The organism is Gordonia sp. (in: high G+C Gram-positive bacteria), from assembly GCF_052106715.1.
Lineage (GTDB): Bacteria > Actinomycetota > Actinomycetes > Mycobacteriales > Mycobacteriaceae > Gordonia.
Window position 1 is genome coordinate 170,742 of sequence record NZ_JBQEDL010000002.1, and the last position, 11,962, is coordinate 182,703.

At 64.6% G+C, this 11,962-nt stretch carries 23 protein-coding genes; 2 read left to right on the forward strand and 21 right to left on the reverse strand.

What is annotated here, in order from left to right; all coding sequences use genetic code 11:
• Nucleotides 1-27 precede the first annotated feature (27 nt).
• Nucleotides 28-459, forward strand: a complete 432-nt coding sequence (locus tag ACTIMF_RS01810) for a hypothetical protein (protein WP_442348556.1) — start codon at nt 28-30, stop codon at nt 457-459.
• Here ACTIMF_RS01810 and ACTIMF_RS01815 read toward each other — a convergent pair.
• The 17 genes from ACTIMF_RS01815 to ACTIMF_RS01895 all read right to left on the reverse strand — a co-directional run bounded on the left by ACTIMF_RS01815 (nt 456) and on the right by ACTIMF_RS01895 (nt 10,546).
• A complete protein-coding gene (locus ACTIMF_RS01815) occupies nt 456-638 on the reverse strand; it encodes a hypothetical protein (protein WP_442348557.1) in 183 nt (60 codons plus the stop codon). The genes ACTIMF_RS01810 and ACTIMF_RS01815 overlap by 4 nt on opposite strands.
• A 203-nt stretch (nt 639-841) precedes the next feature.
• Complete coding sequence (locus ACTIMF_RS01820) at nt 842-1,306, reverse strand: hypothetical protein (RefSeq protein ID WP_442348558.1); 465 nt, start codon at nt 1,304-1,306, stop codon at nt 842-844.
• A 136-nt stretch (nt 1,307-1,442) separates the two neighbouring features.
• Nucleotides 1,443-1,688 carry a hypothetical protein gene (locus ACTIMF_RS01825; protein ID WP_442348559.1) on the reverse strand — a complete coding sequence of 82 codons (246 nt, stop codon included), beginning with the start codon at nt 1,686-1,688 and terminating at the stop codon, nt 1,443-1,445.
• A gap of 62 nt (nt 1,689-1,750) precedes the next feature.
• Nucleotides 1,751-2,335: a hypothetical protein gene (locus ACTIMF_RS01830; RefSeq protein ID WP_442348560.1), complete on the reverse strand. Its 585-nt coding sequence runs from the start codon at nt 2,333-2,335 to the stop codon at nt 1,751-1,753.
• Between the two features lie 49 nt (nt 2,336-2,384).
• Nucleotides 2,385-2,684: a hypothetical protein gene (locus tag ACTIMF_RS01835; RefSeq protein ID WP_442348561.1), complete on the reverse strand. Its 300-nt coding sequence runs from the start codon at nt 2,682-2,684 to the stop codon at nt 2,385-2,387.
• Between the two features lie 68 nt (nt 2,685-2,752).
• Entirely contained in the window at nt 2,753-3,016 is a 264-nt protein-coding gene (locus tag ACTIMF_RS01840; RefSeq protein ID WP_442348562.1) for a hypothetical protein, read from the reverse strand.
• The gene (locus ACTIMF_RS01845) at nt 3,013-3,204 is read right to left on the reverse strand and encodes a hypothetical protein (protein WP_442348563.1); all 192 of its coding nucleotides are present in this window, start codon (nt 3,202-3,204) and stop codon (nt 3,013-3,015) included. Before ACTIMF_RS01845 ends, ACTIMF_RS01840 begins: the two co-directional genes overlap by 4 nt.
• Entirely contained in the window at nt 3,201-3,539 is a 339-nt protein-coding gene (locus ACTIMF_RS01850) for a hypothetical protein (protein WP_442348564.1), read from the reverse strand. The genes ACTIMF_RS01845 and ACTIMF_RS01850 overlap by 4 nt, the downstream gene beginning before the upstream one ends.
• On the reverse strand, nt 3,536-3,916 hold the full coding sequence (locus ACTIMF_RS01855) for a hypothetical protein (RefSeq protein ID WP_442348565.1): 381 nt from the start codon (nt 3,914-3,916) through the stop codon (nt 3,536-3,538). Before ACTIMF_RS01855 ends, ACTIMF_RS01850 begins: the two co-directional genes overlap by 4 nt.
• On the reverse strand, nt 3,855-4,046 hold the full coding sequence (locus ACTIMF_RS01860; protein ID WP_442348566.1) for a hypothetical protein: 192 nt from the start codon (nt 4,044-4,046) through the stop codon (nt 3,855-3,857). Before ACTIMF_RS01860 ends, ACTIMF_RS01855 begins: the two co-directional genes overlap by 62 nt.
• Nucleotides 4,046-5,083, reverse strand: coding sequence for a major capsid protein (locus tag ACTIMF_RS01865; protein ID WP_442348567.1), 1,038 nt, complete (start codon nt 5,081-5,083; stop codon nt 4,046-4,048). The genes ACTIMF_RS01860 and ACTIMF_RS01865 overlap by 1 nt, the downstream gene beginning before the upstream one ends.
• A gap of 2 nt (nt 5,084-5,085) precedes the next feature.
• Nucleotides 5,086-5,460 (reverse strand): potassium transporter, encoded by a 375-nt coding sequence (locus tag ACTIMF_RS01870; protein ID WP_442348568.1) that lies wholly within the window; start codon nt 5,458-5,460, stop codon nt 5,086-5,088.
• 55 nt (nt 5,461-5,515) lie between these two features.
• Nucleotides 5,516-6,064 carry a capsid assembly scaffolding protein Gp46 family protein gene (locus tag ACTIMF_RS01875; protein ID WP_442348569.1) on the reverse strand — a complete coding sequence of 183 codons (549 nt, stop codon included), beginning with the start codon at nt 6,062-6,064 and terminating at the stop codon, nt 5,516-5,518.
• Between the two features lie 108 nt (nt 6,065-6,172).
• Nucleotides 6,173-6,820, reverse strand: coding sequence for a VG15 protein (locus ACTIMF_RS01880; protein ID WP_442348570.1), 648 nt, complete (start codon nt 6,818-6,820; stop codon nt 6,173-6,175).
• Nucleotides 6,817-8,421, reverse strand: a complete 1,605-nt coding sequence (locus ACTIMF_RS01885; RefSeq protein ID WP_442348571.1) for a phage portal protein — start codon at nt 8,419-8,421, stop codon at nt 6,817-6,819. Before ACTIMF_RS01885 ends, ACTIMF_RS01880 begins: the two co-directional genes overlap by 4 nt.
• Nucleotides 8,418-10,079: a hypothetical protein gene (locus tag ACTIMF_RS01890; protein ID WP_442348572.1), complete on the reverse strand. Its 1,662-nt coding sequence runs from the start codon at nt 10,077-10,079 to the stop codon at nt 8,418-8,420. Before ACTIMF_RS01890 ends, ACTIMF_RS01885 begins: the two co-directional genes overlap by 4 nt.
• Nucleotides 10,079-10,546, reverse strand: coding sequence for a phage terminase small subunit (locus ACTIMF_RS01895; RefSeq protein ID WP_442348573.1), 468 nt, complete (start codon nt 10,544-10,546; stop codon nt 10,079-10,081). Before ACTIMF_RS01895 ends, ACTIMF_RS01890 begins: the two co-directional genes overlap by 1 nt.
• 97 nt (nt 10,547-10,643) lie before the next feature.
• Between ACTIMF_RS01895 and ACTIMF_RS01900 the strand changes: the two genes are divergently transcribed.
• On the forward strand, nt 10,644-10,901 hold the full coding sequence (locus tag ACTIMF_RS01900; protein WP_442348574.1) for a hypothetical protein: 258 nt from the start codon (nt 10,644-10,646) through the stop codon (nt 10,899-10,901).
• 262 nt (nt 10,902-11,163) lie between these two features.
• On the opposite strand, the gene ACTIMF_RS01905 is transcribed toward ACTIMF_RS01900, so the two are convergent.
• The 4 genes from ACTIMF_RS01905 to ACTIMF_RS01920 all read right to left on the reverse strand — a co-directional run bounded on the left by ACTIMF_RS01905 (nt 11,164) and on the right by ACTIMF_RS01920 (nt 11,961).
• A complete protein-coding gene (locus ACTIMF_RS01905) occupies nt 11,164-11,457 on the reverse strand; it encodes an HNH endonuclease (protein WP_442348575.1) in 294 nt (97 codons plus the stop codon).
• Nucleotides 11,454-11,591, reverse strand: a complete 138-nt coding sequence (locus ACTIMF_RS01910) for a hypothetical protein (RefSeq protein ID WP_442348576.1) — start codon at nt 11,589-11,591, stop codon at nt 11,454-11,456. The genes ACTIMF_RS01905 and ACTIMF_RS01910 overlap by 4 nt, the downstream gene beginning before the upstream one ends.
• Nucleotides 11,588-11,755, reverse strand: a complete 168-nt coding sequence (locus tag ACTIMF_RS01915; protein ID WP_442348577.1) for a hypothetical protein — start codon at nt 11,753-11,755, stop codon at nt 11,588-11,590. Before ACTIMF_RS01915 ends, ACTIMF_RS01910 begins: the two co-directional genes overlap by 4 nt.
• Nucleotides 11,756-11,829: 74 nt before the next feature.
• A complete protein-coding gene (locus tag ACTIMF_RS01920; protein ID WP_442348578.1) occupies nt 11,830-11,961 on the reverse strand; it encodes a hypothetical protein in 132 nt (43 codons plus the stop codon).
• Between the last annotated feature and the right edge of the window lies 1 nt (nt 11,962).

Consider the following 11,962-nt stretch of genomic DNA (forward strand, 5'->3'; position numbering starts at 1 on the left):
CCAGAAATGAGCACGTAAGATGCGCTCATGAAGAAACAGTTCGCAGCACTCGTGGCAGCGTCCGCGATCGTTGTGCTCGCTGGATGCGGCAGTGATGATGGGTCTGCAACTAAGGCCAGCAGCGTCGCGGAGACAACTCCAACGACAACCGACGAGATCACGTCATGGAAAACGTTCGGTCAGGTGGGCGTTCACCTCTACAGCGAATGTGGCGACGGCGAGTGGGGATGCCTGTCAGACCAGATCGCTGCGCTTCGCGACGCCGCGCAGACACTCCCCGCGGACGCGGAGCATGATCCTGGATCACTCACATTGTTCCTGGACACATACAACAAGTGGGAAACGGACCGGTGCTGGATCAACACAGCAGACCGCATGTGCGTCGTGTACGACATGCAGTTGAACACGCACTCCGAGGGCATCCTCCGTGGGATGCAGAGGTTCGCCGACGAGCCCTAGCCGGCCATCAGTTCGTCGGCGACGGCTCGCGCCCGCGCATCCCGGTCGTCGTTGACGGCGTCCTCGGCAGAATCGTCGTCCTCATGAGTCGGCCCGTACTGGACAGGGAGATACTCGTCGGGGATCTCGTCGAACACTCGGAGTCCCATGATCGTCCAGAACCGAACCGCCGACAGCATTGTCGCGGACTCTGCCGCCAGATACGTTCGGGCGTCGTTCCAGAACCAACCGTCAGGGTCGATCGATCGGGATAGTGCGGAGTCGAAACGCCGCGTCTTGACGATCGCCCGCAGGTCCGACCACGAGAACTCGTACGTCCCGAGGTCACGCAGTCGGAGTCCGCGGTCGATAAGGTCGGCCTCGATGGCCTCCCCGTGCTCCGCTAGGAGCCCGTGGAGGCCGAAGATTCCCCCTCAGTGATCTCCGGCTCGTCGTCGTCTTCGCCCGCACCGAGGATCGCTTGGAAGATGTCGTTCGCAAGACCCGGCGAGCAGTTCTCGACGATCCGCTTGTACTCGGCGTCCGTGCAGAACGGCTTGAGGTGCCGGAGCTGGAACAGTCGCGGCTCGGTCGGCAGATCGTCGGGATCGCACGGAGCGTCACCCGGCTTCTTGCGAGGCTTCGGGTCCGATTTCTCGTACTCCTCGACAGCCTTCTGCCACTTGTCGTACTTGTCGCCGAGTTCGGTGACGTGCTCGATCCACTGCTTGTAGTCGTTGACCGCCGAGCGCGGCATCCAGTTCATGAGCGGCATTGTCACCTCGATGACGTCGCCGCCATCCTCGAGGTCAATCGGCAGGATGATCATATGGTCGGTGGAGCCGCCGAGCTTTACGCGTTGGGCCATGGTCAGGAGCCTCCTGGTTGTAGACGTTGGGTGGTGGTCGGAGCTGGAACCCGGCCTCGCGGGGGTTCTGCCAACGCGATGCGTTGGCGGCTCCTGACCAAAGGGGTTGCACCCCGCGAGGCCAGGTTGGTGGCAGCTATTCGGCTGCCGCTTCGAGCGCGGCGATCCGCGTCTCGTAGTCGTCGAGGATCGCCTGCAGTCCCGTCACGTCAGCGACGTCATGCGAGTGTGTGGCGGGCGGGAATGTCGACGGCTTGTTCGACACCTGCCCCCACGTAGCGGTCTTCCCTGCGTCCACGATCGCCGTGTCACGCTCATTCAGACGCGCCGCGGTCAACGGTGTCCCGCCGACCGCGCCGTCCTGCCAGTCGTTCAAAGCCACAGGTCATTCACCTCCTGGGTAGAGCGCCGAGCCGGGGAAGAGGCCCGACCCCGGCACGGCGATCAAGGGGCCGTCACGATTTCGCCGTCGTCGCTGTACTCCTCGATGTAGTTGTTGTTCGAGTTCTTCGACGACCGGACGGTGACCTCGACCTTCGTCGATTCGCCGCCCTTGTGGACCTGCTCGCCGATCTCGTCGACACGACCGTTCTCGACGACCAGCAGTTCACGCTTCTTGCCCGACTTGGTCAGGAAGAAGAACGGCTTGATCGGGAGCTGATCAGCGTTGTGCTTGATGTGGTACTGGTTGCCGTGAGTTTCGTCGGCCGGCGTGAACTCGACGTTCGCGTCGCCGTACAGCATCTTCTTGACCGTCTCGAGGTCGACGTCGAACAGAGTGAACTTGAAGAGACCCGAGTACTCCGACTGCGTGGTCACGTAGTCGCCGCCGTCGAAGTCCTTCTCGACGTTCGACGTGCGGGTGATGCCCTTCGACAGACCCGAGTCGGTGAGGACGCCGAGCGAACCCGCCTTCTGGTCCTCGGTGAGGGCCGCGGTCGGATCGTCGGGCAGCAGCGCCGGATCGTCCAGCATGAAAGCCACGCCGCCGTCCACACTCTGCGCCTGGTAGGTGTGCTGAATAGCCATGAGAATGCCCTCCTAGAGCAAGTTGGTCAGGAGCCGTGGAGGGGAATATTCAGTTGAAAGTCATCGTGACGAGCGTCCCAGTCACCGTGAACCGGGCTTGCGTAGTCACTTCCGGATCCGCAAAGTCCGCGATGGTGTTGGTGTCCCAGTGCGTGACCCATCCGCCGCCGTGCGGACCGCCAGATGGCGCGGTTCGTAGCGCATCGGACACCGTCAGCGCATCCAGTTCGGCCTGCACGCCGTCGGGCGCCCAGCACTCGACGACAAGGAGCATGCGGTCGAGTTCGCGTGAGTGCCCGCCACCCACTCGCACCAGACGGATGAACCGAGATGGTCGAGGGTTGGGCACCTTCGTTGCCACTGGTACACCCGGCACTGCTTCAGTCAGCACCGCTCGCGCAACCCCAAGAGGCGAGATCACGCGCCACCCGCAGACAGCCCACGCAGCAGAATATGGTGCTTCGCGTTGTAGGCGATCGCCGTCGCGTCCGCAGTCACGACCGACGCACGCCAACGACCCTGCGGAGCCTTACGGCCCTGCTGAGATCCGACCGCGTACGTCCCCTTGCCGTTGGCGTTGCACCAGTCGGCGGTCTTCTGCGCGATCTTGTCCAACTCGGCGACCACGGCAGGCTCACGGCGGATCTCGTAGAACGCTTGCGGGTTGAACTCGATCTTCATGACGACCTCACCTTCTGCCACTGGCCTGGCGCGTACGCCACCCACAGCTTCCCCGGAGATTGCATGATCACGAGCACCCCAGACGGTTCGGTTATCCACGTGACCTGCGGACCGTCGAAGCTGTCGAACACATCCTCAACTTCGCCGGTCTCGTTGGTTTCAGTGCCGACAATGACCTCGATCATCATCCGTCCACCTTCTTGAGATTCACGATGCCGCCGGGATTCCAGCCGAACGGGTTGTGGTCGAACATCTCTGGGCCCCCGATCACCTCGAACTCGACACCGTCGAGAACCATCCGATCCCGCGCACTGCACGAGAATCCCGGAGGAACCAGCAACTCGACTTCGACGATCTCCCGGTCGTGGCCCGCCAGTTTCGGCTCCGATGTTTGCGGAGAACCCCAGCCGTACACTTCGCGCACGACCGGAGTCGCCCACGATTCGACAGGGTTACCGTGAGCGTCCTCGCCCGACCCGTTGTAGACACGGTGACCGACAGAGAACAACAGTGGGAACGTCATCGGGTCTCGAAACTCCATGCTCGACTACGGCAGCCGAAGCCGCGCAGTATCCGCTTGTCGTCCTTGGTCATCCACGGGCTCCCCGACGTCGACCCCTCAGTGAAGGTCCCCGACTGCGAGTACGGTCCCGCGCCGCGGGAGAACTGCTCCATGTGTTGCGGAACAGCCTGCGTCACCGGTGTTTCCAGGACGCGTTTGACCATCCGAGACACGACCAGCGCGACATCGTCCGGTACCGGATCCGGGACGCACCGCATGAAGGCCCGCACGGATGCCGACGCTTCGTCGAGAAGCGCCGGCACCCGCTCGGCTTCGTCAGTCGTCAGAGGTCGCCCGAGACGTGCTTCCACGTCGGCGGGTTCGGCCAGTGCTGCCACTGTCGGCCTCCTTGACCTTCTCGGCAACCAGGTGGTCGCCGACCGTCACACCGTCCGGGACGGTGTCGCCAGCAGCGAGCACCACCCCGCCGATGTGGACGACGCCGACCAGATCGCTGCGGATACGCATCAGGCGAGGACGGTCGCGACCATCGACGCGACCGGATTCACGAGCACCGGCAACGCGATCGCGTTCGAGTGCACCCAAAGCCCGATCGGATCCTTGGTCTTGTACGCGCCGACAGCGATGCCCGGCTGCTCCGATGCGCCGATCCCGTACTCGGGCTCCATCGACTCCAGGGTCGGACCGTAGAAGGTCGCGCCGAGAACGTTGCTGCCCGAGTTAGGGTCGACCGCTTCGGGAAGAAGGAACAGCTTCTTCTCGCTGGTGGTGCGGGTGCCCTTGACCTTCCGGTCGTAGACGTGCACGTTCGGCAGACCGTAGCCGGTCAGGACAGCGTTCAGGCCGTCGATCGACACCGGAGCGTCGACCGTCGAGTTCGCGCCGCGAACCAGCGCCTGGATGCCCGAGTCCTTGAGCATGGCCGCGAGGACCTTGCGGGACACGACGAGCGAACCGGGAGCGGCACCTTCGTTGGCGTCAGCGTAAGCCTCCGACCACAGCATCAGGTCGTCGAGGATCTTGACGCCCGAGCTCGCCGACCACAGCACCGCCGCAGTGACGGTGTTGTCGTTGGGGCGACCGAACGACGGGGTCTGGATGAGTCCGTTCTCGTTGATCGACAGCGCACCGGTCTCGAGTGCCTGGCCGCGGGCGACCTCGAGGCGATCGGAGATCGCGCGGACGGTGCGGATGGTTGCCGCTTCGATACCGCCGAGGGCGATCGCCGCGCCGTCACCACCGCGGGCACGGAGCTGATCGTATTCACCGATCCGCTCCTTCAGGCCGAGCGGCAGAAGCTCGAAGATCTTGCGCTCAGCCTTGCCGCCCGACCCGATCGGGGTCTCGGCGTCGAAGCTGCGGTACTGGGCGAGTTCGCCAGCACCGTTGCTGCCGACCACAGTGCGAACGACGACGTCGTTCACGGGCTTGTTCGGGAGCCACTGAGCGAGGGTGCCCTGCTTGGCTTCGATGTCATCCTGGGCTGCGCGGGCGAACCCGGTCAGCTCCTGAGGGGTGATGGTTTCGGTGTAGAGGGTCGCCATGATCAGGCCTCCAGGAGGAACTGGCCCGACTGGGTCGCATCAGCGGCGACCGTCGACGGGAGCTTGGACAGGATGATGCGGCCATGCCAGACGCCCGCGAACGTGACGTTCCCGCGGGACGCGTTGACCGGGGTGTCGGTGAACACGAAGCCCGCGAGGACTTCTGCACCGGCTTCGTCGGCCGAGTCGTACGGGACGGCGAGGCCCGACTTGATGGCGTAGGGTTCGCCGGACTTGATGCGACCATCCGAGACCTTCGCCGACCAAGCGGCCGGGGCGAGGGTCGCGGACTTCGCGACATCAGTACCGTGGCGCGAGCCGAGCCACGACTGGTCGCCTGCACCGAAAGACTCCGTGCTCGGGTTGAGCTGGGTCATGGGTGATCACTCCTTCCAGAGTGTTCAGGATGCAGACGACCATCGTCTGCAACGTTTAGGAGTGCGCCGCTTTGTAGCGGTCGCGGCCAGCGGCGATGGAGCCGCCGGTGTTGCCCGGAGCCTGACCCTGTTGCGGGTTCGGCGTCGGACCGGTCTTGATGTGCTGCGCCAGCGTCTCGACCTGCGCAGTGATCTCCTCTTCGGTGGTTCCAGTGAGGAGGTCGAGGAGTTCGGCGGGCAGTTTGGCGCCGAGTCGCGAACGCAGGGCTGCGGTCTCGGCCGCGGTACGTGCCGCCTTCTCGTCGTCGAGTTGCTTCTTGAGTTCGGCGAGCTGGTCGGCGACGTCGTCGCCTTCAGTCTTCGGTTCCGGCTTCGGTTCGGGGGTTGCCTTCGCGGCATCCTCGAGCGCCTTGATCTGAGCGCGGAGATCCTTCACGGTCGCGCGCTCAGCAGCGAGAGCCTTCTTCCCTGCTTCGCCGAGCGGTTCGTCCCCGTCCCCTTCGGGTGGGTCTGTCGGCTTCGGATCCGCGGGCGGTGTACCGCCTCCCCCGTCGCCGCCTTCGCCGCCCTCGATGAAACGGAGACGCATCTGCTGCTTGGTCATGGTGTTCCTTCCGCCCCCATCGCGGAGGTCGGGTCAAAGCCCATCGCGGGCAGATCTGGCCGTTGAGCGCCGGCCAAGCGCCTTCACCCCATCGCGGGGCGGAAGCCTCTACAGGTTTGCGTCGATCCAGCGACGGACACGCTCAGCGTCCGCAGCCTTTACCTCGTCCGATCGGCGTCGCGCGGACGGGACGTACAGGTTCTGCACTGCCTGCGTCTGACTCGGATTCCACGACGGAGCCGCCGAACAGTTGCAGTGGTCGTGCGGCGCGAAGTCGACTGTCGACTTGCTGTACACAGCGCCTCGGCCGATCAGCATCGAGCAGAAATCGCAGTTGCCGTCGCCGATCCGCATCCAACCCTTCGATCGCGGGTCCCGGATCGACGACGTCATGATGACGTCGCGCGAGTAGTTCGTGATCCGCTTCTGCAGGCCCCCCGATATCAGCGACTTCAACGAATCCTCCGACGTCGCCTTCACGGTCGCCCACTCAACGAGAGCAGTCGTTCCAGGTATGGCCGGTTCCGGGATGACCGCCGAGAAGCCCGGCCGCACACCAGTATCGCGGCGCAGGTCGTCGTACCACTCGGCCGCGACCGACGCCGACATCGCACCGTACGTCTGCACGACCTCGGCCAGGATCTCCGCGAGCGCCGCGGGATCACCAGCCGACGACCGCCAGATCGTGTCCAGGTCGCGTTGCGCCTGCACATTCAGGTCGCGGATCGCCCGACGGAAAATCTCGTACGGATTCATCGCGCTTCGAGCTTGGCCGCGTCCTGTTCGGGCATGCGGAGCGCCACCGGGATACCGCCGGTGAACTTGACGCCCTGCAGCCCGAGACGCGCAGCCGCATCCTGCGGATCGACACCAGCACGGACTGCGACACCGAGCGCCTCGAACTTTGCCTTGAGCACGTTCACGTCCTGCGCCGGATCGGCAGCCGCATCCTCGCCCGACTGGCGAGCCAGAATCGCATTAAGAAGGCCGCCACCGGAGGCGGCACGCTCCTCAGTCTTGAGCTCTTGCTGCTCCTGCGGCGACAACCCGACACGATCCCGCGTCACCTTCGACGTCGGGGTCAACACTCCCGCGCCGATCAGCTTCACAGCCTCGTCAGCGGCCGCTGACCTCGTCGGAGTGTACGGGTCACGCCAATCGACGTTGACCTCACGGAACTCGGCAGGATCGACATCAACACCGCTGATCCGCAGCGACAGCAGCGCAACCTCCAGCCAGGAGTGACCGAACGACCTCTGGCGGCGCTCCGCGCGCTTGGCCAGCGGTGCCTCCTGCTGCCGGATGCTGTCAGCGCTCGGCGGATTCTCCGTCCGGAAGCCCAAGTAGTAGTGCGGCAGATTCGACGCCGAGCAGACCATGTCGCCATACATGCGGATCTGATCGATGTACGGTGCCGGGCTCGCCGGACGAAACTCGTGCATCTGCGGCGTCACCGGATTGCCGTCCTCGTCAAGCTGAGGCGGCACAACGTTCATGTTGCCCTGAGTCGCCTTCCACCCGGCGCGCGCATTCCTCTCCGGCGAATTGTCCTCACTCAACCCGAACACCTCAGGGTCAGCGTTCAGGATCGTCCACTTCGGCGACGTATAGAACTCGCGGTTGATCTCCATCCCGGACAAGGTCCGCGCGGCCGCCCGTGTGGCGTAAGCAATCGGCCGCGTGATCTCCGACCGGCCGCGCACGTCCGACGCCCGATCCTGGTTCAGCATCCGCGCAACAGGCACCCGACCCAGGCCGTGTACATCGCGCGCCACAACAGACAGACGCCCACCGAGACCACGCTCGAACCGGACCGTCTCGTCCGGCAGGTACAGCGTCTCCATGACAACGTTGCCGTTATCGTCGTGAGTCTGAGAGAGCGCAGATACCGCGCGGCGCAACCGGAAGTCCCATTCGACCGTGCATGTCTCGGTCGACTCTGCGGTGATCAGCACCTCGGGTTCCCCGGCGTCAGTGTCTCCCCGACCGACCGTGACGAATCCGACCCCATAAATCAGCGCGTCCAGATGGCATCGTCCACACTCGACATCCAGGTGGTTATCCCTATAGACGGCCGCCAGTTCGTCCTCGTACGCACCGCGCCATCCACGGTTCTCCAGACGCTCCTCCACCGCATTGACCACGGTTGCCGGCCACGCGAGAACAGCATTGATCACGTCCGGCAGATCCTGCGGCGCCGCGATTCCCAGATCCTCCGGAGGAGTCTTCGCCTCGAACAGATCCGACTTGATCTTGTTCTTCGCCTTCACCTGCACGAGACGGTTCCGCAGAAGACCAACCGTGTCCTGCTCCGACTCCGACAGAGTCAACGTCGGCAGACTGATCGACGTGGTCATCCGATCACCGCCTTTCGTACGCGCTTCTGTCGCACTGTTGTGAGTCCAGCCGCGAGAGCGTCCAGACGAGCCTTCCAAGCCATCACCGCTGCATAGGCGGCGTCGATCTTCTCCGGCGAATCCGGGTAGGCCTTGAAGATCAGGTATCCCGTCCGCGTCGCCCGCCGACGAGCGTTCAGAATGTGTCGGCCGAGTGTCGGCCCGCCGTCGTGCTTCACCTCGCCGTTCACGACAGCGGAGTGGAACGCTTCGACCGCGTGGCCGACGTTCGAGGTCTTGCCGCGGGGCCACACCGAGATCGGTTCGCCCTGCGTCGCACGCACCTTCAACCGGCGCCCGTACCGGGACTCCCAACGGGCGATGTGCTCAGTCCAACCCGACGGATCCGCATAGAACCCAACGACCTTGTACCGCTCGAAGCACTGCTGCACCGTCACGTCGACCTCGGTCGCATTCGGTGTCCAGTCCTTGCCCGCCGGTCCGTCTGGTTGCTCCCAGACACGCACCTCGAACAGCAGACCGTCTGACACCCGGCAGCCGATCAACGCCGTAGCGTCCGCCTTGCCGCGGGCCCGGCCGCGCGAACCGTCGAAACCGAGCACGACCGGATCGCCATCAGAGAGCACCGCATCGACATCGAGGCACGCCGACCATTCGGGTTGCGAGATCCACGAGTCCGAGGCGTGCGTGATCTGGTTCAGGAAGTCCGAACGAACCACTTGGACGTCCGATGTCGGATCCCAGATACGGGCTATCAGCGTCTCCAAGTCGACATGGCCTGGCGCGCACGGCGGATCATGCAGGACACATCCGTCGGGATGGCCTGAGCTGTCGCCGTAAGCCACGCGCAGGCCGTGAGTCAGCGACTCGCGATCCGACATATCCGTGTCGGCCGGCGCTTCTCGATGGTCGAGAAGCAAATCTGTGTTCCGTGAACGTCCCTCGCGGATCGCCGACGCATACGCTGCCGACTCCTCCGCGACCGAGTTCTCGCCAGGGATGAACGCGTTCGGCGACTCGATCGTCCGGCCACCGTTCTTCGCAGCGTTCGTCCGGATCGCCTGCGCAAGCCGCGGGCCACCGTTCGACGGCACCCACTCCTCCGTCTGATCCAACGTCGCAAACGTGACCGGTGCGCCCTTCGTGGAACGCGCCGACGCCGTGATCATCTCTATGCGGCCCTTCGGCAGCACGACGAACGTGTCCAACGGATCCAGGCCGCGGTAGTTGTCGATGACCGGTCCCTCGCGCAGCATCTCCAGCAGCGGCTGCCACGTGTTCCGCGTCTGGTCCTCCGACACCGCAGCGATATGCACCAGCGGCGTGCGTACCGTCGACCACGGTCGGCCGACTGGTTGGCCGTCAGCGTCCCAGCCATCAAACAAGACGTCGCCGAGACCCTCGAGCGCGGCGATCGCCGCCAGCAGTGGACTCTTGCCCCAGCCACGTGGTCGGCCGATCAGCCCCCGCTGGTTCTTGAACCGGCCCGTCGTCGGGTCGATCTCGTACCAGCGGAGAATGAAGTCCTCCTGCTCGCGGTACGGGACCATCGGTTCGTAATCCATCTTCGCCGGTGCCGCCAGATTCTCGGAGATCCAGTCCAGCGCATACCAGCCAAGCGTCGGCACCTCGTCCGGTGCCGAAGGCTTCCACGGCATCAGACAGCCCTCAACGGGCCCCGACGTTCACGAGCCGACGACTGCGGCTTCGACCGTTTCTCATCCGCCTCGTCCGCCTGCGCGTAAGCGATCCGCAGACGAGCACGGTCCTCAGACGTTGCACCCATCTTCGCCACCCGCAACCGGAGCTCCGGCAGCAACTTCAAGTCACCAGCACCCCACACCTTCGCGTGCAACAGCGCCGAATCGAGCAAGAAATCCCAGTCCGTCGCGGTGAAGTCCTGAGCCATCGGCTCCGCACCCCACGTCGCCCACCAACGCCGCGTAGCCTCCGGCCACACAAACGTCTGCGAGACCGTAGTCCCGTCAACCTCGACCTGGACATCGAACTCCGGGAGCTCCGGCTGCGACACCGGATCCGCCGCGTAGACGCGCATCCCCGTCGGGTCGCTGTTCGTCCGCGCGCGCTTGGCGGGATCCTTCGGAGCAGGTCCACGACCAGCCATCTAGATCACCTCCCTGGGGGTCGTTCGTTCGAAAGAAGGCGGTCTCTCATTGGATCGCGGAGAGGCTACGCGCCCGGTTCGCCGTTATCCTGAAACGGTGAACGAAGAGCAGATTGTCGTGGACGGTGAGACATTCATCGTCAGACACGCAGGCGACGATGTCTGGTCGTACGAATGGGTGTCCGGCCCGAACCCGAACTACGGATTCACCAGCAGTCGCCTACGGTGCATTCACCACACCGACCCAGGCGACGGCACGATAGTTCCAGACTCCTCGGTCCCTCCTGACCATGACGACGCCATCAGGAACTTCCTCGCAATGATCGACCCAGAGACCGGATACATCGGCGACTGACCCACGGGCATTCTCCGGTCTGGCCCGAATCCCCCAGACCCGTAGCCAGCCGCAACGCCTATGCCCTACGCCTCCTGGCGAGGGGTGGGGGTCGGGGGTGCCCCCTGGGTCACAATTCGGACATCGGTCGGGTTTTCGGCGTGACGGGGGGTGGGTGTCGCGTTTCCGCAGGTCAGGGGCTTGCTGGGGTCTTGGTTTCGGCGTAGTGCCTGGTCAGTGGCTTTTCTGTTGGCCGAACTCTCCCGCGGTTCGTTGAGGTTTCTCAGAGGAGTCCGGGGTGCTTCTCTGCGGGTCTGCGCCCTCGTGCTGCGCGTCGTGCGCGTCCTCGGATGGCTTCGGCGCGGGTCTTTTCGCTGTGGCAGCGGGGGCATAGCCATTGGGCGTTGTCGATGGTGTCTGTGCCGCCTTCGGCATTGTTGTTGATGTGGTCGAGCTCGAGTGTGGTGTCGTCTCGTCCGCATGTTGCGCAGTGGTATGGCAGGACGCGGTGGGCCTGGGCGACGACCGAGGTGGGGAACCCGCGGTAGGTGCGGCCTCCGTGTCCCCAGTTGCTCATGCTGCGTCGTCGCTGCTGTTGGTGACGTACAGCGTGTGGTCTGTTGTGCTCAGGTCGTCGTGCCTGCGCTCGGCGAAGCAGACGATGGAGCAGTCGGCGAGGCGGCGGACCAGGCAGCGTTCACACCATCTCATCGCGTCTCCTTGTCGTGCGCGTGATCGGTGAAGGTGACGCCTGCGACGGTGTGGTGTTCGCCGGTGTGGCCGTTCTCTTTGGCGCACCAGACGTGGATGGTGTGGCCTGCGTGCTGCGTGTGTTGTGCGGCGTAGCAGGCGCGTGGTGTGCGGCGCGTGGTCATGGGAGTAGGTCTCCGACGTCGCCGAGTAGTGGTTCGTCGTCGTCGAACACGTCGTGCATGTCGTCCCACATGGTTCAGTCCTCCAGCGTGAAGCGGATGGTGACGTCGACGCGGACACGCTGTGCGATGTCGCGGGCGATGCGGTCGCTGATGGGGCGGATGGCTTCTGCGAGCTGGTCGGTGAGCCAGTGGGCGAGGGAGGTCATG